This is a genomic window from Paenibacillus sp. HWE-109, from assembly GCF_022163125.1.
Taxonomy (GTDB): Bacteria; Bacillota; Bacilli; order Paenibacillales; family NBRC-103111; genus Paenibacillus_E.
The window spans coordinates 4,598,930-4,624,395 of record NZ_CP091881.1 but is presented as its reverse complement, the minus strand read 5'-3'; the positions used below and the strand labels follow the sequence as shown (position 1 = coordinate 4,624,395).

Here is a 25,466-nt window from a genome sequence, read left to right as displayed (position 1 = left end):
TAGTAAGCGCTATCAAAACAAGGGGAGGCTAAACACAATGAAAAAAACACTTACTATGATTTTGGCCATGTTAATGGTGGGATCTACCGTCGCTTGCTCTTCCGGCGGAGGCACAAAAGATAATAACTCTGGCAGCACTTCGAATCAAAACGGTTCGAATGCGCCCGCGAAAAAAGTTGAATTGAAAGTATTCCTGGGTGGTCTAGACCGTTTCCGCGATCAATTCGACAAATACTTCGCGCAGTTTGCCGAAAAGGAAAAGAAAGAGAAGAACATCGTAGTTACGATCAATACCGAGTACCCGGGTTCTGAAAATGCAACACAAATCTTGAAAACGCGCTTGGCTACAGGCGACGTGCCGGACATTTTCGCGCTTCACGCGGTGAACGACGTGCCGGATTACTACAAAGCCGGCTTCCTGGAAGATATGACGAACCAACCGTTCTCCGGCAAACTGATTGACGGCATCCGCAAGCTCGTGACGATCGACAACAAAGTCGTTGCGGTTCCGCTGGAAAGCTTGGCGTGGGGCTACCTCTACAACAAAAAAATGTTTAATGATTTGGGCCTGAAACCGCCTACGACATTAACGGAAATGAAGGCTGTCGTGCAGAAGCTGAACGACAACAAAATTACGCCATTCATGCTGGGCTACAAAGAGAGCTGGATTCCGCAATTGTTCCTGCCTCTGGCTGTCGGCGGTCTAGGCAACTCCACTCAAAAAGGGTTTGTTGACCGCATGAACAAAGATCAAGGCAGCTTCGCCGAGCTGAAAGATATGTTCGGCATCATCGACCTCGTGAACAGCAACGGAACTGGCCGCGTATTCGAGGTTGGCAACGACGACGGGGCCGCGGATTTCGCAGCCGGCAAAGCGGCCATGTGGGTACAAGGTCCTTGGGATGCTGACAGCTTGCTGAAAGCGAACAGCAGCTTCGATTTCGGGGTTGCTCCGCTTCCGCTGAACGACAATCCGGCTTCCACGCTGATCAACGTGTCCGTATCGACCTCCCTGGCGATGGCTTCGAGCGGTAAAAACAAAGAAGTTTCCGCTGACCTTCTGAACTTCATCCTGGACGACCAAGCTTCCAATGCGCTGTACCAAGGCTTGAAATTCAATCCGGTGTCCAAAGCGCACACGTTCAAACCGTATCCTTGGGTTGAAGATGCGTCCGCTTATGTCAATAAAGGACAATCTTATCAAGATCCGCAAATCCCAGCGGCTGTTAAAGATGAGTCGGGAAAAGCGCTTCAAGCCTACTTTAGCAAAAAAATGACGGCTGACGATGTGATTAAGGACCTGGATAAAACGTGGAAAAATGCTAACGCTGTAGCTAACAAAAAATAAAGAATGGATAACAGCTGCCGTGCCTTGCTTGGAATGTACAAGATCAGGGCGCGGCACGGATTTTCCTAAGGAGTGAGCCCCGTGCTAAGACGCCTTGTTAAGACTCATAGATCTTTGATCCTGTTCGTCCTTCCCGCTTTTGTCCTGTACGTCACGTTTCTCGTCATTCCTATGCTGCAGGGCTCGTACTACAGCTTCACAAATTGGGACGGACTGAATAAAAACTACAGCTTTGTTGGCCTTCAGAACTTTGTCGAAGCGATCCGCGACGATAAAAACTTCCAGTCTTCGATTTTGTTTACAGCGAAATACGTGGTCTTTGCAGTTATTTTCCAAAATGCCGTCGCGCTCTTGCTGGCGCTTATGATTGAATCGCGCAGCCGCGGCAAAGGCTTGCTCCGGACGATTTTTTTCATGCCTAGCATGCTCAGTATCATTATCAGTACTTTTATGTGGGCGTTTGTCTTTACGAAAGTCATGCCGGCGTTGTCCCGGTTTGCGGCTCTGAAGTTTCTGGATATTTCCTGGCTTGGCGATCCGAACATTTCCTTCTGGACGATCCTTATGGTTTCCGTCTGGGGTGGGATCGGAACGCTGATGATTATTTATATGTCCGCGATTCAAGGCATTCCGCAGCATTTGAAAGAAGCCGCCATCATCGACGGCGCCACACCTTTTCATATGCTTCGCTACATTACGCTGCCGCTGATCGCGCACGCGCTGACAATCTGTATTTTCCTGACCCTGAACAACTCGTTTAAAGTGTACGACTTGATCTACGCTTTGACCGGAGGCGGTCCTGCACGGGCCACACAGGTGATTTCTATGAACATTTTGGAAGAGGCTTATCAGCAAAACTTCCGCTACGGCTATGCCAGCGCGAAAGCCATTATCCTGTTCCTCATCATACTTGTCATTACATTGATTCAAGTTACCGTCATGAAGAAAAGGGAGGTGGAAGCGTGAACAGACGGCTGTATTCCGTATCAACCCTTGTGGTGCTGATCGTTGTGGCCATCTTCTTCCTATTCCCAATTTATATGGCGATCTTGAACTCCTTCAAGACACAGGGAGAAATGTACGCTTCCGTACTCGGCCTGCCGACGAAATTCCATTTTGAGAACTACGTGCAAGCGTTCAAGAAAGCGAACATGCTGGAAAGCGGCTGGAACACGGTTGTTGTAACCGTGACAGGGATTTGCGGCATCGTGCTGTGCAGCTCGCTGGCTGGTTACAAGCTTTCGCGTACACGGGGCGCATTAAGCAACGCCATCTTCATGCTGTTCGTTTCGTCGATGCTCATTCCGTTCCAAACGATTATGGTGACTTTAACGAAAATGGCCAAAAACCTCGGCTTGCAAGGTACGCCGTTCGGGCTTGGCGTCGTGTGCGCAGGTCTTGGCGTCAGCATGGCGGTGTTCCTGTATCACGGCTTCGTAAAGGGAATTCCGCGCGAGCTCGACGAGTCCGCAAAAATAGATGGCTGCGGTGAAGTCAAAACGTTTTTCAGCATCATATTGCCGCTACTGTTGCCGATTACTTTTACGATTGTTATCTTGAACCTGTTGTGGCTGTGGAACGACTTCCTGCTGCCTGTCCTGATGCTGACGGATTTCCACAAATATACACTGGTGCTGACAATCAACATGTTCTTCGGCAAATATAGCCGTGAATGGTCGCTTATTCTCGCATCGCTGATCTTGTCTTCGATTCCGATCGTGATAATTTTCGCGATCTTCCAGCGCTGGATCATCCAAGGAATTACGGAAGGCGCGGTTAAGGGCTAAGCGTTCATATGTCGAAAAAAAAGCTTGAGCAATCAAGCTTTTTTTTTGTTTAAATATAAGAGTTTATATGTTTTGGAGTGAGCGCGGAGTTGCTCCAGCCGCCTTGTGCAAACAGAGGGAACTACAGTCCGCTATTCTAGCCAAAAGTATCCAAATCGCGGGGGTGAGGGAACTACAGTCCGCTATTTTGCTGTTTCAAGGCAAATTCAGCGTTTTTCGTGGAAATAAGACCCTGTAGTTCCGCTAATACCCTAGTATCCCTGCTATATGCCTATATAGCGTCCTCTAGTTCCCTTAACAGGTTTTGTCGCTACGAAAGAGGCTGATCTCTCAGGGTGGCGAAGCCGTTTTTCTTTATAGAAGGGCGAGTGGCTATGCTGTGGCTAAAACGGTTCAGTTTCATCCATTGGTTCCGCAATTGCCTGGTTTTTTACAAAAGGAGGGGTCAGATGATCGGAAACTCAATAAGTATAAGACGGGATCTTGAAAGCAGGCAACCCGTCTATACATTTATTATGAAGGGTAAGATTGCCGGAAATGACTATAGGCGCTACATTGTTAAGACGATCAGAGGAACGAGCCGTAAAAGTCATGCCGTCCATGTGGTAAAATAATTATCATTAAAGGGACGAAGGGAACAAGGACAACATGAGAAAACCACCTGGTACAATATTCAATTCGCTCCGATTTAAGCTGATCACGGGACTCATGCTTATTATGCTGCCGATTGTTCTCTTCCTGTTTTATACAAACTTCTATTCGATCCAGGTTGTTCGCAACCAGGTCGCGCAATCTAACAGCAACATGATCAGCCTCTATATGGGGTTGATTGACAAGTCGTTAGGCGACATTGACAGCTATTTGCTGAAGTATGCCTCGGAGGTAACAGGATTGTACGTTCTGGACCGATCTCCTGAGATCGATATTGATTTGTATAAAATGGAACGTATTTGGCAATTCAAACAACTAGTGAATAATGTGACTTACTACGAGGGACTCGACTATTTTTTCATATATTCGCCCAATAACAATGATTTGGTATTTGCTCCCAAGCAGACAGGCTCGGCTGACGCCGACAACCAGCCTATAAAGGATGCCCTCGTCTCGCTTATTGATGACGGGCAATCGGCAGAGAGTTTTCAGACCGGGAGATGGTCTGTATTTCGCGCTAATAAAAAGGATTATTTGTTATATACCATAAAGGTTGGTGGTTTATATATCGGGGCTGGCGTAAATACGCAGGATGTGACGGGGCCGCTCAATCTTTTGGATCTCGGTGCCGATGGGAGAGCGCTGCTGGTCGATGGCAACCACAAGCCGCTAAAGGACGAATCATTTTTTAGAGAACAGGGAATCGATCTTACTTATACGTCTAAGTCGTACCGTTTAAGCGGTTTCGATAAAGGGTATCTGGTGATCGGAGAGCATTCCGGCAAAGGGGATTTCGGACTGGTCGCTGTGGTTCCCGATCAAAGCATTCTCCAGAAGCTGCCTTATTTGCAGAGGATTATATCACTACTTGCGGCAGGGACCGTCTTGATCTTACTGCTTGCCTTCTTTTTCATGAGGAGAGTTGTACTCCGTCCGATTAACCGAATCGTACTGGCCATGCGCAGGGTCAAAGAGGGTCACTTGGAGATGCGAATAGCGAAGGAGCCGACCTCTAACGAATTCGAACTGATGAACGAGATGTTCAACAGCATGGTGACCGACATTCAGAAGCTGAAAATCGACGTCTATGAGGAGCAGTTGATCAATCAGAAAGCGGAGCTGAAGCATTTGCAGCTGCAAGTCAACCCGCACTTCTTTTTGAACAGTCTGAATGTCGTTTATTATTTGGCCCAGGAGAGGAAATACGGGTTGATTCAAGAGCTTTCCCTCTCATTAATCAGATATTTCCGCTTCATGTTTCGCAGCCATACGGATCATGTTCTAGTTCGGGACGAGCTGGGTCATACGAAAAATTATTTGAACATCCAGAAGATCCGGTTTCCGGGAAGCTTGACGTACACCATCACCGTTCCGGATGACCTGCTCGATTGTTGTATTCCCCCGCTGATCATTCAAAGCTTTGCAGAAAACACGATTAAGCATGCGGTCAACACAGACGAGCCTACCCATATCGAGATTTCAATCGAACAGGATACCCGGAATGATGAGGAACGGCTTCATATCCGCATTCGCGATACGGGCATGGGTTATGAGGACGAGGTGCTCGAGAAGCTGAGACAAGAGATCAAGCTGACGACTGAAGAAGGTGAGCATATCGGGATTTGGAATGCCCGGCAAAGACTGCGGCTGTTGTACAGGGGGCGGGCGATCATCGGGTTTTCAAACGATAACGGCGCCGTTGTCGATATTTTTTTGCCGATCATGAAAGGATAGGGGCGAGGGTATGTACCGGTTATTGATTGTGGACGACGAAGAATTTATCGCGAACGGCATTAAGGCAAGCGTGAACTGGTCAAAATTCGGCATCATTCACGTATCTGTAGCGAACAATGCACGTCAAGCGAAGGAAAAGTTTAGTGAACATCCGTTCGACATGATGATATGCGATATCGAGATGCCGCAAGGAAGCGGACTCGAACTCTTTGAGTGGGTACGGGAAAAGCATCCTTGGACGGAGTGTGTCTTTCTGACTTGCCATGCCGACTTTCAATACGCGAAAAAAGCGATCCATCTAGGGAGTTTCGAGTATTTGCTCAAGCCTGCGCCACCCGAAGAGCTGGAGCAAGTCATGACGGAGATGATCAAGAAAATAAGCAAAGACCGGAAATCATCATCGATCGTCATCGAGCGGTTCTGGCAGGATGTGCTGCAGCAGGTCATTCCATCCACGCCTGATAAAATTATGGAGGCTATCGGAAAGCACAATATACCGTATACGAGCAGGATGAAGTTTTTACCCATTTTGATCGGTATCCAACACTGGAAAAAAGAACTGAGCGCTCGCGATGCCCAAATTATGGAGTACGCGCTAACGAACGCCTTGGAGGAATTGGTCATCCATCAAGTTGCCGCGGCTCACATCGTTCGCGTCAAGGCCAATCAGTTATTGGTGGTGTTTTCTACGGAACATGTGATAGAGGCGAGCGGAGAGAAGTTCCGCAAAGAGCTCATACAACGCTGCAGTTTGTTCATCGAGACGTGTAACCGATATTTTTATTGCCATTTGTCCTGCTATATCGGTCAACCGTCGGAGATACACGGCGTGCGCGATATGGTTGAAAATTTGGTGGCGCTTCGAAAGACTCAAGTGAACGCCGTCGACCGGGTCGTGCTTATCGACGAGAAAATGGCAAATGAAACGCCTTTTCCCATGCCTCCGATGAGATTATGGTCCGAGCTGATCAAGCAGGGGGACAAGCAGAAGCTGATGGCTGAGTCACAAGATTTTCTGGAGTCGCTTAAGGGGATCGAAGGGCTGAACTCGAAAAGCCTGCAGCAGTTTTATTTAAGCTTCCTGCAGATGGTTCTGCATACGCTTCAGCAGAAAGGGTTGTATACGGACGATACTTTAGCGGATCATTTCGCGCCGGAACGTATTTCGTCTGCCGCCGAGAGCGTCAAGAATCTGCAAGACTGGGTAACGGACGTCCTCGAATTTGCAATGACTTCCATCGAAGCGCTTGGTTCGAACGAGACAGTGGTGGAAAAGATCAAGCGGTATATATCGGCGAATATCGATCAGGAGATGTCCAGACAGTACATTGCCGACTACATTGGTCTCAGTCCCGACCACATTGTCAAGCTTTTCAAAAAGGAAACAGGTCTCTCGATATCGGAGTATATTCTGAAAGAAAGGATCGATCTTGCGAAAGAACTACTGGCCAAATCGGATACTTCGATAAGCAACGTCGCTTTGGCGGTAGGCTTCGCTAATTTCTCTTATTTCTCCACCCTCTTCAAGAAGGAAGTCTTGATGACGCCTCAAGAATATCGGAAAAGATTCTCTTCCAGTATGTAAACGAAATATGTACATCAAGGACGCCAACTGGCGTTTTTCTCTTTATGTGGACGGAATCTCGAAACCGAGAGAACGGATTCTTGAAAGCGGGTAAACGGGAACTTTAATAAAATAATAACAGCAAGCGGCAAGATCAATCAATATAGGGGGTTCTTACATGAAGAAAAGAATGAAGAGCGCTGCAATACTTCTGATTTCGGTAATGACAACGTCTGCTCTGGTCACGGCATGCAGCTCGGGCTCGGGCAACCAACCGAATGCGAGCGGAGCTCCCGGACTGTCGGGCAGCGCGAAGCCTGACCTGAAGCCCGTTGAACTGACGATGGTATTTCCGGTTGCCAGCGAGCAGAAAGACTTGAAAGCCGTACAAGAAAAAATTAACAAGATTACGCAGGAAAAAATCAATGCGACCGTGAAGCTCGTTCAGATCACGAAAGGCGCCTGGGCGCAGCAAACCACACTGATGCTGTCCGGCAACGAGAAAATGGACCTCATCGTAAGCGGCCGGGGCACGTATGAGCAGCAAGCGGCCAAGGGCAACTATCTTGAGCTTGACGACTACATTGCCAAATACGGTCAAGGCGCCCAAAAAGCGCTGAACGATCTGGATCCGGCTATCCTAAAAGCGGCCAGGATCAACGGGAAAACATACGGGATAACGAGTATCCGGGACCTGGCGAACGACTTCGGCATCTCTATGCGCAAGGATCTTGTGGACAAGTACAAAATCGATACGAAAGCGATCAGATCGCTGGACGATCTTGACGCCGTATTCAAGGTGATCAAGGAGAATGAGCCAGATGTGATTCCGGTGACCAAGTTTGCCAACTCGATTCTCGGCAGCCCTTTCTCCCTTGGCATGATGGATCCTTTGGGAGATGGCTTCGGTGTGCTGCCGGCGCACGATAACGGGATGAAGGTGGTTAATTGGCAGGAAACTTCGGAATATGCCAAGCTGCTGGATACGACAAGAAGATGGTATTTGGCCGGATATGTTGCTAAAGATGCGGCAACCAATAATGAAATTTGGCAAAATTTGATGAAGGCGGGAAAAGTCTTCTCGACGTTCCACCATATGAGTCCATTTAGCGAAGCGGCAAATTCCTTAAGTGTAGGAAAAGATTTGGTCGAGGTGCGCCTGCTGCCGGCTGTCGCGACCACTACCAACATCACCGGGTATATGTGGAGCATTCCCAGAAACACGCAGAACCCTGAAAGGTCTATGATGCTGCTTAATTTGATGTATACAGACAAAGATTTTATCAATTTGCTCGACTGGGGAATCGAAGGGCAGCATTACGTAAAAAAATCGGATAATGTCATCGATTTCCCGCAGGGCGTCAACGCTTCGAACAGCGGCTATTACCCTTACCAAAACTGGCTATTCGGAAATATGTTCCTCTCCTATTTGTTCAACGGGGAAGATCCGGACCGTAACAAGAAGCTGGCGGAATTCATTAAGAACTCGAAAAAATCGAAAGCGCTCGGCTTCACTTACAATCCGGAGTCTGTTAAGACGGAAATCGCGGCTCTTACGAATGTGGCGAACCAGTACGCTCTCGCTTTGGAGACCGGCACGGTGGATCCCGCTAAGATATTGCCTGAGTATATCAAGCAAATGAAAGCGGCGGGCGTCGACAAGGTCATTGCCGAGAAGCAAAAGCAGCTTGACGCTTGGGCAGCGGCCAATAAATAATCCGACGGATCCTCCTGTAAAAGACGGAAAGTCTCGAACGGGGGGATTTTTTACGCCATCGCGGATGCAGTCAAGCGGATGTCGGAAACTCAAAAATAGGATGTCGGGATCATGGAAGTAGGGGCGGACAAATTGCTATAAGATGAAAACATGCACAAAACAATGACAACAAAAGGTGGTTGTAACGTATGAAGGCAAGCAAAATGTCGGTGTTGCGGCTTGAGATGAGGAAGGCGAAAAAATACCGGATGCTCGTGCTCATGACGCTGCCGGGGCTACTCTACTTTCTCATCAATAATTATTTGCCGATGTTCGGCATCGTCATCGCGTTCAAAAACGTCAATTTCGCGAGGGGCATATGGGGTAGCGAGTGGATCGGTTTTAAGAACTTTGAGTATTTGTTTAAGACGAAGGATGCATACATCATCACCCGCAACACGCTATTGTACAATCTCTCTTTCATTTTCTTGAATACGGCAATCGCGATTTCCCTTGCGATCCTGCTGACTGAAATCCGTAAGCGCATTTTATCGAGAGCGTACCAAACGATGATCCTGCTTCCGTACTTGATCTCCATGGTGATCGTCGGTTACCTCGTGCTTGGTTTCCTGGACGTCGAAAAAGGCTTCATGAACAAGACTCTGCTCCCCTTGTTTGGCCTAGAGCCTATCTCTTGGTATAGCGAAACGAAATACTGGCCGTGGATCCTGACGATCGTACACGCCTGGAAAGGCGTAGGACAGCTTTGCATCATCTACTTGGCTGCGATTATCGGCATCGATCAAGAGTACTATGAGGCGGCCAAAATAGACGGCGCGAACCGATGGCAGCAAATCCGTACGATAACGATTCCGCTCATTGCGCCGGTTATTACGATTATGACGCTGCTTGCGATCGGGCGCATTTTCTATTCCGACTTCGGCTTGTTCTTCCAAGTGCCGCTTAACACGGGCGCCTTAATGCCGGTCACGAACACGATTGATACGTATGTGTACCGCGCGCTGATCAATATGGGTGACATCGGGATGTCGTCGGCCGCAGGCTTGTATCAAGCGCTCGTCGGATTTGTTCTGGTACTGGCTTCCAATGCGGTCGTGAGAAAATTCAACAAAGACAATGCACTGTTCTAGAAAGGGGCGCTCCCATGCTATCATCCGGTAAACTTTATCAATGGACGATCAACATCGTTATGCTGGCATTTACATGTTTCTGCATCATGCCATTCTGGTTGCTGCTCTCCGCTTCTCTTACGGACGACATGGAAATCATTCGCCATGGATATGCTTTCTTCCCGAGAGTCGTTAGTTTTTCGGCATACGAATATATATGGACGAACTCAGCTAATATACTGCGCGCTTATGGAATTACGATTCTCGTGACGGTAGTCGGAACGGCTGCAGGATTGACGCTAACGGCGTTGCTTGCCTATCCGCTGTCACGGACTGAGATGCCATTTCGCAAGATACTGTCCTTCTACGTATTTTTCACGATGCTGTTTAACGGAGGTCTTGTGCCGACCTACCTGTTATACACCAATTTCTTCAATTTGAAAAATACGATACTGGCGCTGATCATTCCGAGCCTGTTGATGAATGGTTTTTTCGTCATCCTGATGCGAACGTTCTTTGCAAGCTCGATTCCGAAGCCGATCATCGAATCGGCCTATATCGACGGGGCGAAGGAATGGAAAATTTTCGCGACAATCGTATTGCCGTTATCGACGCCGGTATTGGCTACGGTCGGGATGTTTTATACGATTATGTACTGGAACGATTGGTTTAACGGACTGATTTACATTACCGACAGCCGGTACTTCAGCCTTCAAAACATGCTCAATCGGATTTTACTTGATGCGCAATTTTTGCAGTCATCGACGGAGATTGTCGCGACAAGTCATCTTCCGCTGACCTCCATGCGCATGGCCATAGCCGCGATCGGGGTCGTTCCGCTGCTGGTCGCATACCCATTCTTTCAGAAGTATTTCGTAAAAGGCCTGACGGTTGGCGCTGTCAAAGGTTGAAGCTATTATTTTGGAGGTGGTTACAGATGACCGGCACGAGAACGATCTTATGCTTTGGAGATTCAAATACATGGGGGGCCGATCCGCAAAATCGAGGAGTTCGGTATCCGGCGGATGTTCGGTGGACGGGCGTACTGCGTAAGGAACTGGGAGACGGCTACGACATTGTCGAGGAAGGATTGCCCGGGAGGACGACAGTGTGGACGGATCCGATCGATGGAATCATGAGTGGAAAAGAGTACTTGCCGTCCTGCCTGCTGTCTCACAGGCCGCTTGATCTTGTCGTGATCATGCTCGGAACGAATGATTTGAAAGAGCGGTTTTCCGTCTCGGCGCTGGATATCGCGATGAGCACCCTGTCGCTTGCCGGACTCGTAAAAACGACTTTTTCAAGGCCGGGGATTACGTTAGTCCCTCATGTTCTGATTCTAGTTCCGCCGCCAATCAAGGAAACTGGATTATTCGCAGACATGTTCAAGGGCGGGGAAGAGAAGTCCAAACAATTGGGCGAGGCATTCGCAATGCTTAGTCCGTATACCGACGCTTCTATCATGGATGCTTCGACTGTGATCGTTTCCAGTGATGCAGACGGCATTCATTTCGAAGCGGAACAACACCGGAAGCTCGGAAGTGCCGTTGCGGAAACAATAAAAAGTATGTTGGTGGAGTCATAACAATGAACATTCCTTTGTGGCACGACCAACCCGAATTGCAGGGATTCAACGAAGGTTGTCCCAGCTTAACACCGTACTTGCTGGAAGGGGAAGGACCGTTTCCTGCCGTCATCGTTTGTCCTGGCGGAGGCTATAGGCGCAAAAAAATAACAACGAAGTGTATAGGCATGCCAAGCGTAATTCCTTTTTCTAGGGCTGGGCACTCTGCAAAATATGTGTTTGAAATAAGGGGGGACGCTATTGACTGACGCCGCTGCTAATGTTTGGCAACTTGGTCATTGGGATTTGTTCGTACGCATGGTCCTCGCCACAGTTTTGGGCGGATTGGTCGGCATCGAGCGGGAGTGGAACAACCATGCGGCAGGGTTCCGCACCCATATTCTCGTCTGTCTCGGCTCGACCACCATTATGCTGCTTTCGATTTACGGTTTCTCCGACTTTGTTGCCGAATCCAACGTCCGGGTCGACCCTGCCCGTCTAGCCGCTCAGGTGATCAGCGGGATCGGCTTTTTGGGTGCGGGCGCGATTCTGCGCAACGGGTCTGTCATCAAAGGGCTCACGACCGCGGCTTCGGTTTGGGTTGTGGCGGCAATCGGCCTTTGCGTCGGAGCGGGGTTTTTGTTTGTCGCATTTCTGTGTACGTTTTTCGTCATTATCAGTCTATACGTGCTGAACAAGTGGGAGAAACATTTGATGCGCCACCGCAAAAATGTTGAGGTCAAGTGTACGATTATCGATATACCAGGCGTTCTTGGGAAGGTTGCTTCCAAATTCGGCGAACAAGGGATCCAAATCGCCAACGTCAAAATGATGCCGGATGAACACGCGCCGCCTGAGGCTGGGGGTATGCCTACGATGCAACTCTGCTTCACGGTCAAAAATCATCAAGAAGAAAATATCGTCCAGGCGCTGGAAGAAATTAAGGCACTGGACATGGTGCTATGGACGGAATCCAGTTATTTGCCTGCTATGAAACCGGCTATTCAGGTAACCGGAAAAAATTCGACGAATCTATGAATCGGAAAGACGATACTCTTTCGAAAATAAGATTTAGACGCAAAAGGAGCCGTTGTTTATGAGAACCAGAGAAAATTTTGATCGAAACTGGATGTTTCACGTCGGTGAGGTAGGGAAAATTGTCAAGACGGTAAAAAAAGCCGGCATGATCGCCGGCCTGACGAATGCGTTGGGGGAGGAAAGGCATGAGCCTTTTGCCCTCGGCGAAGCTGGACGTGTTACTCAGAACGTTATTCGTGAAAAAACGGGAGATCCGAATTTCGAAATTTCCCAAATATACGGCGCAGATACGCCCAAGGATAAGATTACAGGCTGGGTGGGTGTTAATCTGCCACATGATTGGAGGTTAGAACAGCCGTACAACCCGGAAAGCGGGGGCGCATTTCAAGGTTATCTGCCCAATGGAGTGGGTTATTACCGCAAGGTATTTCAAATTCCACAAGAGGATGAAGGCAAGAAGATCATCATTGAATTTGACGGTGTAATGCGGAACAGCTCGGTTTGGGTGAACGGATGCTTCGTCGGCGACCATCTCAGCGGTTATACCAGCTTTCATTATGACATCACGGACTTGCTGAAATATGGGGATGAGGAAGGGGATAATGTCATCCTGGTTCGAACGGATACGACAGGCGGAGACGAAGGTTGGTGGTACGAAGGCGGAGGCATCTACCGCCATGTCTGGTTAACCAAACATGATTACCTGCATGTGGACCACTGGGGAACCTTCGTCAGAACCGAGCGAATGGATAATGAAAGGGCCACGATTACGGTAGAAACGACGGTAAGCAACGAATATCCGCAGCCGATGAAGTATAGCATTCGAACAAGCATTCTGAATCCGGATGGGGAACTCGTCGCCGTCACGGAATCCGACTGCGAAACGCCGGGAATCGACAAGCAAACGGTTATTCAATCGGTTCAAGTGGCGAATCCGCTGCTCTGGTCGCTGGACATGCCACATCTGTATGAAGCTATTACTGAACTGATTCACGATAGGCAAATTGTCGACACGTATCGGACCGTTTTCGGCATCCGTACGGTGGAATACCGACGGGACGGATTATACCTGAATGGCACGTATGTACAAGTGAAAGGTACTTGCAATCACCAGGATTTCGCTGGCGTGGGCATCGCGCTGCCGGACAGTGTGCATGAATATAAAATCAAACGCCTGCTGGAAATGGGCTGTAACGCTTTCCGCTGCGCCCATCATTCGCCGGCACCGGAGCTGCTCGATGCATGCGACAGACTAGGGATGCTGGTTATGAACGAGAACCGGATCTCGGAGAGTACAAAGATCAAGCTTGATGATCTGAAATCCATGCTGTACCGTGACCGCAACCATCCAAGCATCTTTATGTGGAGTCTCGGCAATGAAGAGAAGATTAGCGGCAGCTATCAAGCCAATCGGATGCTGAAGCGACTTCATGATTTGACGAAGCGAATCGATCCCACCCGTCCTGTTACGGCGGCCAATCTAAGTCAGGAAGGTATGGACGTTGAGGTCAACGGCGCGAATTATGCGGAGTCCATAAAAGGAAGACAGACGATCGGCGAATGGTTCCAATCCCGCCCTGAAGCCAAAGTGTTGAATACGGAAAATGTCTCCTTCTTCTCGGCTAGAGGCGTCTACGAGGATGATCGGGAAGGCGGGCGCTGCTCTAGCTACGGCTCGAAATATACGATGTTCGGCAAGGAGATGGATGTCGGCAATCTGGGCGGAGCGGGCGGTACGTCGACGCCTGAACGAAGCTGGCGTTATTTCTTGAATAATCGTTTTACAGGCGGCTTGATCGTGTGGACGGGTTTTGATTATCGTGGGGAGACGACGCCGTTCCAGTGGCCGTCTGTGTTATCTCATTTCGGCATCCTGGATTATTGCGGATTTGCCAAGGATTCTTACTATTTCTATCAATCGATCTGGAAAGACGAGCCTATCGTTCATCTCATGCCGCATTGGGACTGGCCGGACCGGCTGGGACAGCAGGTGGAGGTCCGCGTGTATACCAACTGCCGTGAAGTGGAGCTAATACTGAACGGCCAAAGCTTGGGCAAGAAGATAGCGGATGCTGAATTAGGCGAGCACACGTTATCGTGGCAGGTAGCCTATGAACCCGGTCTTCTCGAAGCCATCGCTTATCGGGATGGTGTGATGGTAGCAGAGCGGAAAGAGACCACAACGGAAGCATACTCTGTTCATTTGGAGGCTAACCGGTCGGAACTCCTTGCTGACGGTCAGGACGTGTCCATGGTCACGGTTTCGGTGAGAGATCAATCGGGACGGGTAGTACCGGTTGCGGGCAACCTGATCCGATTCCATGTAGCAGGTGAAGGCAAGCTGCTTGGTTTGGGGAACGGAGACCCAGGCTGTCACGAATCGGATAAAGGAGATACGAGATGCGTGTTCAATGGATACGCTCTAGCCTTGATTCAGTCTTTGGAAAAAGCAGGGGAGATACGCATTGTAGCGTATTCGGAAGGGCTGGTGCCGGCGGTATTGACTCTTCAGGCACGGAAAAAGTTTGCAAATTGAATACTATGAGGTGATACTTATGTCAACAACACGTGATGGGGCGTATCCGGGACAGCGAATAATCGTTCTCGAAGGAACACATAATTTCCGCGATATGGGAGGCTATCAAACTGCCGATGGAAGGAAAGTCAAATATGGTATTTTCTTTCGTTCCGATGAATTGACCGGATTGACGGAGCAAGATTTAGCGGCTGTTCAAGCCTTGAATATCAAAACGATTTTCGATTACCGCAATGACTATGAAGCGCAAAAGAAACCGGATCCGGTCTTTGCCAGCGTAAAAAATATTCGCATTGCTGCTATTCAAGCAGATCAAGCATCTCGAATCAACATGTCGGGTGATGTTGGGGACGGCGATCGAAACCAACGCGATATCGCCGATATGATCAAAAGCGGCTATTTCAAACAATATCGCGCAGATACGATGATGATGGAAGTGTATACGAAGCTCCCGCTCGGCAATCCGTCCTATAAACGGTTAATGGAATTGATCCAGCATTCGGATAACCTTGGACTTCTGCATCATTGCACAGCGGGCAAGGACCGTACGGGAGTCGGTGCCGCCTTGATCTTACTGGCGCTCGGCGTCCCGGAGGAAACGGTGATGGAAGACTACCTGCTCACCAACGAAACGATGAAAGGTTTCAACAGGAAATTGCTGAGTCAGCTTGCCGAACATGTGGATGAGGTGGAATTGCGCAATATCGAACACCTGTTTGGGGTGAGGGAGCAATTCATGGAAGCCGCCTTCGGGTCGATCAAGAAGACATATGGCAATGTTGATACTTATTTTTCTGAAGAATTCGGTTTAACCGATCAAAGACGGGAAGCCTTGCAAAGCATGTTTTTAGAGTAGGAGGGCAAGCATGGACTCATTCACTTATACGATTCATTGATGAGAAGGTTCGCCGTCAGAAATAAATAAGTCAGTTGAGAAAAACCGCGAAGGCTTGATGCTACGCGGTTTTTTTCTAGTTCTGGTCATTTCTTTCATTATTCTTTTATTTGGCTTTAGTAAACTTTTAAAAGTGATGATTTGAAAAAACAACGATAAAGTTGAATCCAAAAACGTATACAGTACCATATCGTTATTGATGGGAGCGAGTTGTAAATGAATGGAAAAGCAAAGCAGACTTATCGTAAATTAGTAAGTATCATACTGGGAATGTTGATTTTTTTGTCGGGCGTACCCAATATGGGCGCGCCAATGGTTGCCCAAGCTGCGTCTGAACAATGGGGCACAGTAGGCTCAGCCGGTTTTTCGGCAGGTGCTGCAACTTATACAAGAATAGCCATCGACAGCAGTGGCACGCCCTATGTTGTTTATAGGGATGGGGGTAGAGGCGGTAATGCAACCGTCATGAAATATAACGGAAGCGCGTGGGTGAATGTTGGCTCCGCCGGTTTTGCTGATGGAACTTATCTAAGTATAGCCATCGACAGCAGCGGCACGCCATATGTTGTGTATCAGGATTTTGGTAACAGCTATAAAGCAACCGTCAAGAAATATAACGGAAGCTCGTGGGTAAATGTAGGCACTGCCGGTTTTTCGGCAGGTGGAGCAGAATCTACAAGTATAGCCATCGACAGCAGCGGCACGCCATATGTTGTGTTTCAGGATGGGGGTAACAGTAATAAAGCAACCGTCATGAAATATAACGGAAACTCGTGGGAGAATGTAGGTTCCGCCGGTTTTTCGGCAGGTGGTGCAAGTTATATAAATATAGCCATTGACAGGAGTGGCACGCCCTATGTTGTGTATAGTGATGGTGGTAACATATATAAAGCAACCGTCAAGAAATATAACGGAAGCTCTTGGGAGAATGTAGGCTCCGCGACAGGTGGAGCAAATTTTACAAGTATAGCTATCGACAGCAGCGGCACGCCCTATATTGTGTACAAGGATTTGTTGAACGGCGAAAAAGCAACCGTCATGAAATATAACGGAAGCTCGTGGGAGAATGTAGGATCCGCCGGTTTTTCAGCGGGTGTTGCAAATTATTCAAGTATAGTCATCAACAGCAGCGGCACGCCCTATGTTATGTATAAGGATTATGGTAACGGTGGTAAAGCAACCGTCATGAAATATAACGGAAGCTTGTGGGAGAATGCAGGCTCCGCCGGTTTTTCGGCGGGTGTTGCAGATTTTACAAGTATAGCCATTAACAGTAGCGGCACGCCCTATGTTGTGTATATGGATGATGAGAAGAGGAGTAAAGCAACCGTCAAGAAGCTTGCAATGACATACATGGTGACGTATGACGGCGACGGAGCTGCGTCCGGAAGTGCGCCGACGGACAGCGCCACCTATCAATCGGGAGATACGGCCATGGTTCTGGGCAACACGGGAAGCCTAGTGAAGACGGGTTACACGTTTGCGGGTTGGAACACGAAAGCGGACGGAACTGGAACGGATTACGTGGCAGGTGCCCCGATCAGCATAAACTTAGCCGACGTGACACTGTACGTGAAGTGGACAACGACCAATGCGGCAACGCCGATCATCGGCACGCAGCCGACGGGGGCAACGGTGAACGAAGGCGTGAGCAGCCCGAGCTTGAGCGTAGCGGCGACGGTGAGTGACAGCGGAACGCTGAGCTATCAGTGGTACAGCAGCACGACCAGCAGCAATAGCGGCGGCACCGCGATCAGCGGGGCAACAAGCGCATCGTATGCAGCGCCGACGTTAGCGGCGGGAACGACATACTACTACGTCGAAGTGACGAATACGAATAGCAGCGCGACGGGCAGCCAAACGGCGTCGGCGACAAGCAGTGCGGTGTCGGTAACAGTGAACGCGCTGACCAATGCGGCAACGCCGATCATCGGCACGCAACCGACAGGAGCAACGGTGAACGAAGGCGTGAGCAGCCCGAGCTTGAGCGTAGCGGCGACGGTGAGTGACAGCGGAACGCTGAGCTATCAGTGGTACAGCAGCACGACCAGCAGCAATAGCGGCGGCACCGCGATCAGCGGGGCAACAAGCGCATCGTATGCAGCGCCGACGTTAGCGGCGGGAACGACATACTACTACGTCGAAGTGACGAACACGAATAGCAGCGCGACGGGCAGCCAAACGGCGTCGGCGACAAGCAGTGCGGTGTCGGTAACAGTGAACGCGCTGACCAATGCGGCAACGCCGATCATCGGCACGCAACCGACAGGAGCAACGGTGAACGAAGGCGCGAGCAGCCCGAGCTTGAGTGTAGCAGCGACGGTGAGTGACAGCGGAACGCTGAGCTACCAGTGGTACAGCAGCACGACCAGTAGCAATAGCGGCGGCACCGCGATCAGCGGGGCAACAAGCGCATCGTATGCAGCGCCGACGTTAGCTGCGGGAACGACGTATTACTATGTCGTAGTGACGAATACGAACAGCGGCGCGACGGGCAGCCAAACGGCTACGGCGACAAGCAGTGCGGTGTCGGTAACAGTGAACGCGCTGACCAATGCGGCAACGCCGATCATCGGCACGCAGCCGACAGGAGCAACGGTGAACGAAGGCGCGAGCAGCCCGAGCTTGAGTGTAGCAGCGACGGTGAGTGACAGCGGAACGCTGAGCTATCAGTGGTACAGCAGCACAACCAGCAGCAATAGCGGCGGCACCGTGATCAGCGGGGCAACAAGCGCATCGTATGCAGCGCCGACGTTAGCTGCGGGAACGACATATTACTACGTCGTAGTGACGAATACGAACAGCAGCGTGACGGGCAGTCAAACGGCCACGGCGACAAGTAGTGCGGTGTCGGTAACAGTGAACGCGTTGACCAACGCGGCAACGCCGAGCATCGGCACGCAACCGACAGGAGCAACGGTGAACGAAGGAGCGAGCAGCCCGAGCTTGAGTGTAGCAGCGACGGTGAGCGACAGCGGAACGCTGAGCTACCAGTGGTACAGCAGCACGACCAGCAGCAATAGTGGCGGTACCGCGATCAGCGGGGCAACAAGCGCATCGTATGCAGCGCCGACGTTAGCTGCGGGAACGACATATTACTATGTCGTAGTGACGAATACGAATAGCAGCGCGACGGGCAGTCAAACGGCCACGGCGACAAGCAGTGCGGTGTCGGTAACGGTGAACGCGCTGACCAACGCGGCAACGCCGAGCATCGGCACGCAGCCGACGGGAGCAACGGTGAACGAAGGCGTGAGCAGCCCGAGCTTGAGTGTAGCAGCGACGGTGAGCGATAGCGGAACGCTGAGCTATCAGTGGTACAGCAGCACGACCAGCAGCAATAGCGGCGGTACCGCGATCAGCGGGGCAACAAGCGCATCGTATGCAGCGCCGACGCTAGCTGCGGGAACGACATACTACTATGTCGTAGTGACGAATACGAACAGCAGCGCGACGGGCAGTCAAACGGCGTCGGCGACAAGCAGAGCGGTGTCGGTAACAGTGAACGCGCTGACCAACGCGGCAACGCCGATCATCGGCACGCAGCCGACAGGAGCAACGGTGAATGAAGGCGCGAGCAGCCCGAGCTTGAGTGTAGCAGCGACGGTGAGTGACAGCGGAACGCTGAGCTATCAGTGGTACAGCAGCACGATCAGCAGCAATAGTGGCGGTACCGCGATCAGCGGGGCAACAAGCGCATCGTATGCAGCGCCGACGTTAGCGGCGGGAACGACGTACTACTATGTCGTGGTGACGAACACGAACAGCAGCGCGACGGGCAGTCAAACGGCAATAGCCACAAGCAACGCAGCCAAGTTGACCGTCAATGCGGCAGTGTCTTCAGCACCTACGGGGCTTACAGCAATAGCTGGGAATGGGCAAGTTGCGTTAACTTGGAACGGTATATCTGAGACAGTCACCTACAGTGTCTATAAGGGAACGGCTTCCGGCTTCTATGGCTTAACCCCCATAGCGACAGTGAGTAGCACGACTTATAGCTACACAGTAACGGGTCTGACGAACGGCGCTACCTATTATTTCGCAGTAACAACGAGCAACGCAGGAGGAAGCAGCAACTACTCCAACGAAGTGAGTGCAACACCGAAAGCCCCTACAACTGGCGGATCCAGTACTACGAGCGAAACCGGATTCAGCGGCGGTGCGACCAACACCGCAACGATTGCGGCTGCCAGCGGGGGGACAACAAGACTGAACGGAGCGACAATCGAAGTTCCGGCCGGAGCGATGGCTAACAACATTCAAGTTACGGTTTATAAAGTGAGCGACGCCTCGATTCTGCCACTGGACAGCGCCTTGCAATTGGTCAGCGAGGTGTACGAGATCAAGAAAGACAAGGATGGTGAATTTAGTAAGCCGATCGTTATTACGCTGCCTTTCGATAAGACGAAGGTGGACTTTGGGAAGTCGACGATAGGCATATATTGGCTGAACGAGCAAACACATAAATGGGTGTCATTGGACAGACTGAAGGTCGACGAAGAGAACGGGACAGTATCCGGAACGGTTAACCATTTTACGAAATTTGCCGTTCTGGCATCCGATAAAGCGAAGCCCGTGCAGCCGCAAACGAACGAAACGGACTTTGCAGATATCAAAGGACATTGGTCCGAAGAGAATGTGCGGGAACTGGTGAAGCTTGGCGCGATTAAAGGCTATTCAGACAACACGTTTAAGCCGAATGCAAACATCACAAGAGCGGAATTTGTGACCGTCATCGTCAAAGCGTTCCATCTTGGGGAGCAAAATGGCAAAACCTTCGCCGATACGGAGACTCACTGGGCTAAGAGCGCTATTACGACTGCCGCAGCGAAAGGCATAATTGCCGGGTATAGCGACACAAGTTTCGGACCGGACGATCTCATAAATCGTGAGCAAATGGCGGCGATCATCGTTCGCGCCGCCAAACTGGCGGCGACGGACTTGAGTGTCAACTCCCCGGACAGTGTCGATATATCCGACTGGGCGCGTAAGGCACTTGCAACGGCGACAGCCAAAGGCTTGATCAACGGTTATGAAGACGGCACAGTGAAACCGAAAGTGAACACTACCCGCGCCGAAGCGGTGACGGTCATTCTCAGAGCTTTACATGCGCAACCGTAATGGTTCTGATGTGGGGGACTTCTTCTTTTGGAGTGGTAGTATAGCGGGAAAATATGGTAATAGGTAATATAAAACTTTCATAAGCAAACAAAAGAAGCTCCAGTCGAACACACTTGTTATGAGTGTTTTGACTGGGGCTTTTTTTAAAATCGAAGCTACTCTCTGAAATAATTCTCAAGCCATAATTTGCGGGGGCAGTAATCCCAACATTATAATTGTGATAAATATCCTATAGAGGCACTGACCTGGAGGCCGGCATGCAATTTGAACCAATTTATTATATTGGAGAATTACTTCTACCGAAGATCGAGTTAAATATGACTTCGAACCAATCGATTGGCATTATAACGGACTTGAAGCGAAAGCAGCTTTTAATGGATCAATTAGTCGATCATTCCCGATATTATTTATTTCGGGTTCAACAAAATGAGTATATGCGTTTAACGGTGGAAGAGCTAATCACTTTTCTAATCAGAATAACGGAGAGGAATGAGAGTGCCGCTTGGTTGATGGATTATTTTGCTTTAAAAGAAGAGCGGAAGGTAAAAATCAAAGATCTAAGCTCAACGAAAAGAATGTATGTGACTTTGCTGCGTGTCTTTTTTGCACATCAGCCCACACTTATACTGGAGGAACCGTATTTTTACTTGGAAGAGCCAGATCGTCGTCAATTCAAACGGATTCTGGATGATCTTTCGCAAGAAAAGCAGATTTTAATTTTAACTTCGAATTTAGAGGACGCCCTTATTTCCTGTGATGCCATTTATCGGTTGAACGAGTCCGGATTTCATCCATTGGATATTCGGGACTTCGAAGAGGATAAGCAGGAAGTACAGAAACAAGACGAAGCCAATATAACCTTGCAGAAGATCTCTACCAAAAGAAATGATAAGGTCATTTTATTTAATCCGCCTGAAATCGATTTTATAGAAAGTGTAGAGGGTTCAATCCTTGTTCATGTGGGCGGCGAAAATTATGACTGTGCGTTGACGCTGACCGAGCTCGAGATGAGATTGTTAAACTTCGGTTTTTTTAGGTGTCATCGGTCCTACATCGTTAATCTGCAAAAAGTAAGAGAGATTATTACATGGACGAAGAATAGCTACAGCTTGCGATTGAATACAGGTAAAGATGCCGTGGTTCCATTATCCCGTTCCAAATTGCATGAATTAAAAGCACTTCTTAATATTTAATTTCCGGGGAAATAAAGCAGCAATCAAGCATTGAGTGGTACCATTCAGGTGACAACAGCTACATTTCGGCGGGTTTTGATGGCAGGAAGCAGGCAATTTATATATGTTTAAGTCATCAACGCTAAGGAAGTGGTGTTAATGGATGTTATCCAAGTAGAACGTATCTGTAAGAGATTTGGAAATAAGGATGCGTTGGCAGAGGTATCTTTTTCAATTCCGAAAGGGGAAATTTTTGGGTTTCTGGGTCCGAGTGGTTCAGGAAAAACAACATTAATCAAGATTTTAACTGCGCAGTTAAATCCGACTAGTGGAAAGGCCAGTGTATTTAAACAGCCAGCGGAGATGATGCATCAATCTGCACAGAAGATGCGCTTTGGCATTTTGACGGATAATAGTGGTCTATATGAGAGATTGTCGATTGAGGAAAATCTAGAGCTGTATCGTAAGTTATATGATCTTCCTAGATCTTCGATTGATAAGGTGCTGCAGTTTGTAAATTTAAGCGGAGAGCGCAAAAAGAAAGTTAATTTCTTATCAAAAGGGATGCGTCAACGTGTCATGCTGGCATGCGCGATAATCCATGAGCCGGAATTATTATTTCTGGATGAACCTACTTCGGCTTTAGATCCGGTAAACTCAGCACATATTTATAAAGGCTTGCGCTACTTAAATGAGAAAGGGACAACGATTTTCTTAACTACGCATGATATGGCTGAGGCAGAGTTGATATGTAACCGTGTAGCGATTTTGTATCAGGGACAAATCCAAACCATCGGCTCACCGAAGGAACTTAAACGACATCATCGGGAAAATGTAATTAGTGTTGACTTAATCAATGGGGAATCCTACGAGCTCCCGATCGATGAGGGGACGGCTGATCAAATAGCGGATTGGATGAAACGGGGGCTCATTGACCGATTAGAAACGAAAGAGCCAAGTCTAGGCGATATCTTTATTAAAATGACAGGAAGTGAGTTACTATGAGTATCTCATTAAAACGTGCCCGGGCGATATTTGTAAAGGATTACAAAGAGTTTTCACGTAATTACGCGGTCTCCATTATGTTAATTTTCCCAATTATTCTAGCACTTCTTTTTCGGGGGGCAGGTCCATCTTTACAAGGTGCTAGCGGTTTACTTCTAAATACTTCGTTTGTACTACTAACATGTTTCGCACAAGCATGCTTGATTGCGGAAGAGAAGGAGCGTAACACTTTACGGTCATTAATGATGACTCCGGCCACGACCATGGATGTTCTAATCGGTAAAAGTACTTTAGTCTTTGTAATGTCTGCTATTGTTCTGGCTATTGCTACGTTTATAATTGGCTATGAGCCAGCTAATATGTGGGCGTTTGTGACAGCAATCTTTCTTTCGATTATTCTATACACAGCAGCCGGGACGATATGTGGTTTATTCTCCAAGACGTTGCTTGAAGCCTCATTATCAATACTCCCTGTGGCGTTCGTATTCACCGGGGCACCCTGGGGGGCGTTACTAGTAAAGGATTATCCGGTCTTCAAAGTGCTGGATTACATGCCAAGCAGTCAGCTTGTGCATTTGCTAGGTATAAGCAGTACAGGCTTTACGATGGGAGATTTATTAAAACCTCTCCTCATTATTTTGGCATGGACGGTTGTATTAACGATTGTGTCTGTTGTTTTGTATCAACGACGGTTAAAGGATGAGTAGAGTTCATATACGGTCTTAGAGTGGTATTCGCAGGAATCCTATGGTTAAACCGTTGCCATTCGATTTGCCTTGTAATTTGGACCCCCGTGTTACAATACGGGGGTGCTGGGAATTTAGTAAAAGGGAAAGATAAGATTATAGACACGTGAATTCTAAAATGTCAGCGTGAACCGGATAGATGTCTGCGGATCAATCGTTGTCGAATCCTTTCAGAAAAAGAGAAATAACAGACATCGTTTCCTCCAACGACTGGCTGTCATCCGGACTTTGTGCGATCCACAATGCAGATTCATTCAGGGCACCTGAGAGAAAATGAGTCATTGCGTCTAAAGGGACCGGCTTCAGGTAACCTTGCCGCTGCATCAACTGCAGCTGCTCGCGCAAGTGCCGCATCGAGTTCTCCTCATCCATCCTGCGCCAGGCTTCCCACCCCAACACGGCAGGACCGTCAATGAGCATAATCCGTTTAATTCGTGGCTCGACAGCAGCCGCAACGAAGGCTCGGCATCCGAGAATCAGCTGCTCCCGTGCATCATCGCTTTGGGCCGCCTCGGCTTCAACCCGCTCCCCGATCTCCGCCTGAACGGACTCCAGCACAGCTTGAAACAAGCCTTTCTTGCTGCCAAAATGATGGTAGAGGGCGCCTCGAGTCAGCTTAGCCTCAGCCACGATTTCCTCCATAGACGATTCCACATACCCATGGTCAGTAAAGTGCTTCCGGGCTACTTCTACCAGCTTGACAATCGTTTCATACGCTTCTGCCTTGCTTTTTTTCATATCGTTTTAAATCTCCTTCTTTCCTTCATTTCTCAATAAGCTTCAAAAGCTCAATGGCTTTCAAGTCAAGAGCGATCGTCGTCGTCATTCCTTGCCGCCTTTCTCCTCATTCAGCCATAACTTCTTATTGTACTGCTCAGTATACGCGTAGGAAGGAGGGATGATTTTGATCACATCGATCAATACACCGTTGGGATCGCTAGTAATGAAATGGCGCTGTCCGAACTCTTCGTCCCGGATATCGAGCAGCAGGGGAAGCTTTTCTTGCTTAATTAGCCTTTCGTATTGCGCGTCTACATCATCCACTTCGAAGTTGAGTATTAGTCCGTTCACTGAATGTCGGAAGGCTGCGGGTACAGTAGGATGTCCAGACTCCAGAATAGCCAGCTCGAATGCCGTTTCACTATCCCGTGGCAATCGCAGGCTTACATACCAATCGGCTTCGAATACGGTCTCAAATCCAAACTGATTTCGATAAAACTCGGCGCTGGACGCCACCTGCTCGGTCAAAATGACTGGATAAAAGCTGGAAATTTTCATAACTGCATTCTCCTCTATATGTTTATAAAGAAATAATAACATACATTCTGTATGTATGTAAACTTACGCTTCACACCGCCCTCAAGCGAACGAAAAAGCACCGTCAATCACCAGACCAAGGCGATCAAGCCATTATGAGCGTTCATTCAAAAACCGCAAAGCCTTCTGCTGCGCGGTTTTTGTCTGTTTATGACCGAATCT

General features: G+C 49.0%; 18 protein-coding genes. 16 read left to right on the top strand and 2 right to left on the bottom strand.

The window, feature by feature from the left end:
• The first annotated feature begins 37 nt into the window (after positions 1–37).
• The 16 genes from LOZ80_RS19785 to LOZ80_RS19710 all read left to right on the top strand — a co-directional run bounded on the left by LOZ80_RS19785 (position 38) and on the right by LOZ80_RS19710 (position 23,948).
• A complete protein-coding gene (locus LOZ80_RS19785) occupies positions 38–1,348 on the top strand; it encodes an ABC transporter substrate-binding protein (protein ID WP_238166330.1) in 1,311 nt (436 codons plus the stop codon).
• A 114-nt stretch (positions 1,349–1,462) separates the two neighbouring features.
• Positions 1,463–2,314 (top strand): carbohydrate ABC transporter permease, encoded by an 852-nt coding sequence (locus LOZ80_RS19780; RefSeq protein ID WP_238173050.1) that lies wholly within the window; start codon positions 1,463–1,465, stop codon positions 2,312–2,314.
• Entirely contained in the window at positions 2,311–3,135 is an 825-nt protein-coding gene (locus LOZ80_RS19775; RefSeq protein WP_238166329.1) for a carbohydrate ABC transporter permease, read from the top strand. The genes LOZ80_RS19780 and LOZ80_RS19775 overlap by 4 nt, the downstream gene beginning before the upstream one ends.
• A gap of 648 nt (positions 3,136–3,783) precedes the next feature.
• The gene (locus LOZ80_RS19770) at positions 3,784–5,520 is read left to right on the top strand and encodes a sensor histidine kinase (RefSeq protein WP_238166328.1); all 1,737 of its coding nucleotides are present in this window, start codon (positions 3,784–3,786) and stop codon (positions 5,518–5,520) included.
• A gap of 10 nt (positions 5,521–5,530) precedes the next feature.
• Positions 5,531–7,105, top strand: coding sequence for a response regulator (locus LOZ80_RS19765; protein ID WP_238166327.1), 1,575 nt, complete (start codon positions 5,531–5,533; stop codon positions 7,103–7,105).
• 157 nt (positions 7,106–7,262) lie between these two features.
• Positions 7,263–8,801: an ABC transporter substrate-binding protein gene (locus tag LOZ80_RS19760; protein ID WP_238166326.1), complete on the top strand. Its 1,539-nt coding sequence runs from the start codon at positions 7,263–7,265 to the stop codon at positions 8,799–8,801.
• Positions 8,802–8,989: 188 nt separating this feature from the next.
• The gene (locus LOZ80_RS19755) at positions 8,990–9,931 is read left to right on the top strand and encodes an ABC transporter permease (RefSeq protein WP_238166325.1); all 942 of its coding nucleotides are present in this window, start codon (positions 8,990–8,992) and stop codon (positions 9,929–9,931) included.
• A 14-nt stretch (positions 9,932–9,945) separates the two neighbouring features.
• A complete protein-coding gene (locus LOZ80_RS19750) occupies positions 9,946–10,821 on the top strand; it encodes a carbohydrate ABC transporter permease (RefSeq protein WP_238166324.1) in 876 nt (291 codons plus the stop codon).
• Positions 10,822–10,847: 26 nt separating this feature from the next.
• A complete protein-coding gene (locus LOZ80_RS19745) occupies positions 10,848–11,495 on the top strand; it encodes an SGNH/GDSL hydrolase family protein (protein WP_238166323.1) in 648 nt (215 codons plus the stop codon).
• A 240-nt stretch (positions 11,496–11,735) separates the two neighbouring features.
• On the top strand, positions 11,736–12,512 hold the full coding sequence (locus LOZ80_RS19740) for an MgtC/SapB family protein (RefSeq protein WP_238166322.1): 777 nt from the start codon (positions 11,736–11,738) through the stop codon (positions 12,510–12,512).
• Between the two features lie 58 nt (positions 12,513–12,570).
• Positions 12,571–15,048 (top strand): glycoside hydrolase family 2 TIM barrel-domain containing protein, encoded by a 2,478-nt coding sequence (locus tag LOZ80_RS19735; RefSeq protein ID WP_238166321.1) that lies wholly within the window; start codon positions 12,571–12,573, stop codon positions 15,046–15,048.
• A gap of 19 nt (positions 15,049–15,067) precedes the next feature.
• A complete protein-coding gene (locus LOZ80_RS19730; RefSeq protein ID WP_238166320.1) occupies positions 15,068–15,904 on the top strand; it encodes a tyrosine-protein phosphatase in 837 nt (278 codons plus the stop codon).
• A 255-nt stretch (positions 15,905–16,159) separates the two neighbouring features.
• A complete protein-coding gene (locus LOZ80_RS19725; RefSeq protein WP_238166319.1) occupies positions 16,160–21,064 on the top strand; it encodes a DUF8696 domain-containing protein in 4,905 nt (1,634 codons plus the stop codon).
• Between the two features lie 257 nt (positions 21,065–21,321).
• On the top strand, positions 21,322–22,257 hold the full coding sequence (locus LOZ80_RS19720) for a LytTR family transcriptional regulator DNA-binding domain-containing protein (RefSeq protein WP_238166318.1): 936 nt from the start codon (positions 21,322–21,324) through the stop codon (positions 22,255–22,257).
• Between the two features lie 138 nt (positions 22,258–22,395).
• The gene (locus tag LOZ80_RS19715) at positions 22,396–23,241 is read left to right on the top strand and encodes an ABC transporter ATP-binding protein (RefSeq protein WP_238166317.1); all 846 of its coding nucleotides are present in this window, start codon (positions 22,396–22,398) and stop codon (positions 23,239–23,241) included.
• Positions 23,238–23,948, top strand: coding sequence for an ABC transporter permease (locus LOZ80_RS19710; protein WP_238166316.1), 711 nt, complete (start codon positions 23,238–23,240; stop codon positions 23,946–23,948). Before LOZ80_RS19715 ends, LOZ80_RS19710 begins: the two co-directional genes overlap by 4 nt.
• A 189-nt stretch (positions 23,949–24,137) precedes the next feature.
• Here the strand turns inward: LOZ80_RS19710 and LOZ80_RS19705 are convergent, their stop codons facing one another.
• Positions 24,138–24,725: a TetR/AcrR family transcriptional regulator gene (locus LOZ80_RS19705; RefSeq protein WP_238166315.1), complete on the bottom strand. Its 588-nt coding sequence runs from the start codon at positions 24,723–24,725 to the stop codon at positions 24,138–24,140.
• An 84-nt stretch (positions 24,726–24,809) separates the two neighbouring features.
• Positions 24,810–25,265 (bottom strand): VOC family protein, encoded by a 456-nt coding sequence (locus LOZ80_RS19700; RefSeq protein WP_238166314.1) that lies wholly within the window; start codon positions 25,263–25,265, stop codon positions 24,810–24,812.
• Between the last annotated feature and the right edge of the window lie 201 nt (positions 25,266–25,466).

Coding starts and splice junctions, on each gene's coding strand:
- LOZ80_RS19785 (WP_238166330.1), top strand. CDS start 38: ATGAAAAAAACACTTACTATGATTTTGGCCATGTTAATGGTGGGATCT.
- LOZ80_RS19770 (WP_238166328.1), top strand. CDS start 3,784: ATGAGAAAACCACCTGGTACAATATTCAATTCGCTCCGATTTAAGCTG.
- LOZ80_RS19765 (WP_238166327.1), top strand. CDS start 5,531: ATGTACCGGTTATTGATTGTGGACGACGAAGAATTTATCGCGAACGGC.
- LOZ80_RS19760 (WP_238166326.1), top strand. CDS start 7,263: ATGAAGAAAAGAATGAAGAGCGCTGCAATACTTCTGATTTCGGTAATG.
- LOZ80_RS19755 (WP_238166325.1), top strand. CDS start 8,990: ATGAAGGCAAGCAAAATGTCGGTGTTGCGGCTTGAGATGAGGAAGGCG.
- LOZ80_RS19750 (WP_238166324.1), top strand. CDS start 9,946: ATGCTATCATCCGGTAAACTTTATCAATGGACGATCAACATCGTTATG.
- LOZ80_RS19745 (WP_238166323.1), top strand. CDS start 10,848: ATGACCGGCACGAGAACGATCTTATGCTTTGGAGATTCAAATACATGG.
- LOZ80_RS19735 (WP_238166321.1), top strand. CDS start 12,571: ATGAGAACCAGAGAAAATTTTGATCGAAACTGGATGTTTCACGTCGGT.
- LOZ80_RS19730 (WP_238166320.1), top strand. CDS start 15,068: ATGTCAACAACACGTGATGGGGCGTATCCGGGACAGCGAATAATCGTT.
- LOZ80_RS19725 (WP_238166319.1), top strand. CDS start 16,160: ATGAATGGAAAAGCAAAGCAGACTTATCGTAAATTAGTAAGTATCATA.
- LOZ80_RS19720 (WP_238166318.1), top strand. CDS start 21,322: ATGCAATTTGAACCAATTTATTATATTGGAGAATTACTTCTACCGAAG.
- LOZ80_RS19715 (WP_238166317.1), top strand. CDS start 22,396: ATGGATGTTATCCAAGTAGAACGTATCTGTAAGAGATTTGGAAATAAG.
- LOZ80_RS19710 (WP_238166316.1), top strand. CDS start 23,238: ATGAGTATCTCATTAAAACGTGCCCGGGCGATATTTGTAAAGGATTAC.
- LOZ80_RS19705 (WP_238166315.1), bottom strand. CDS start 24,725: ATGAAAAAAAGCAAGGCAGAAGCGTATGAAACGATTGTCAAGCTGGTA.
- LOZ80_RS19700 (WP_238166314.1), bottom strand. CDS start 25,265: ATGAAAATTTCCAGCTTTTATCCAGTCATTTTGACCGAGCAGGTGGCG.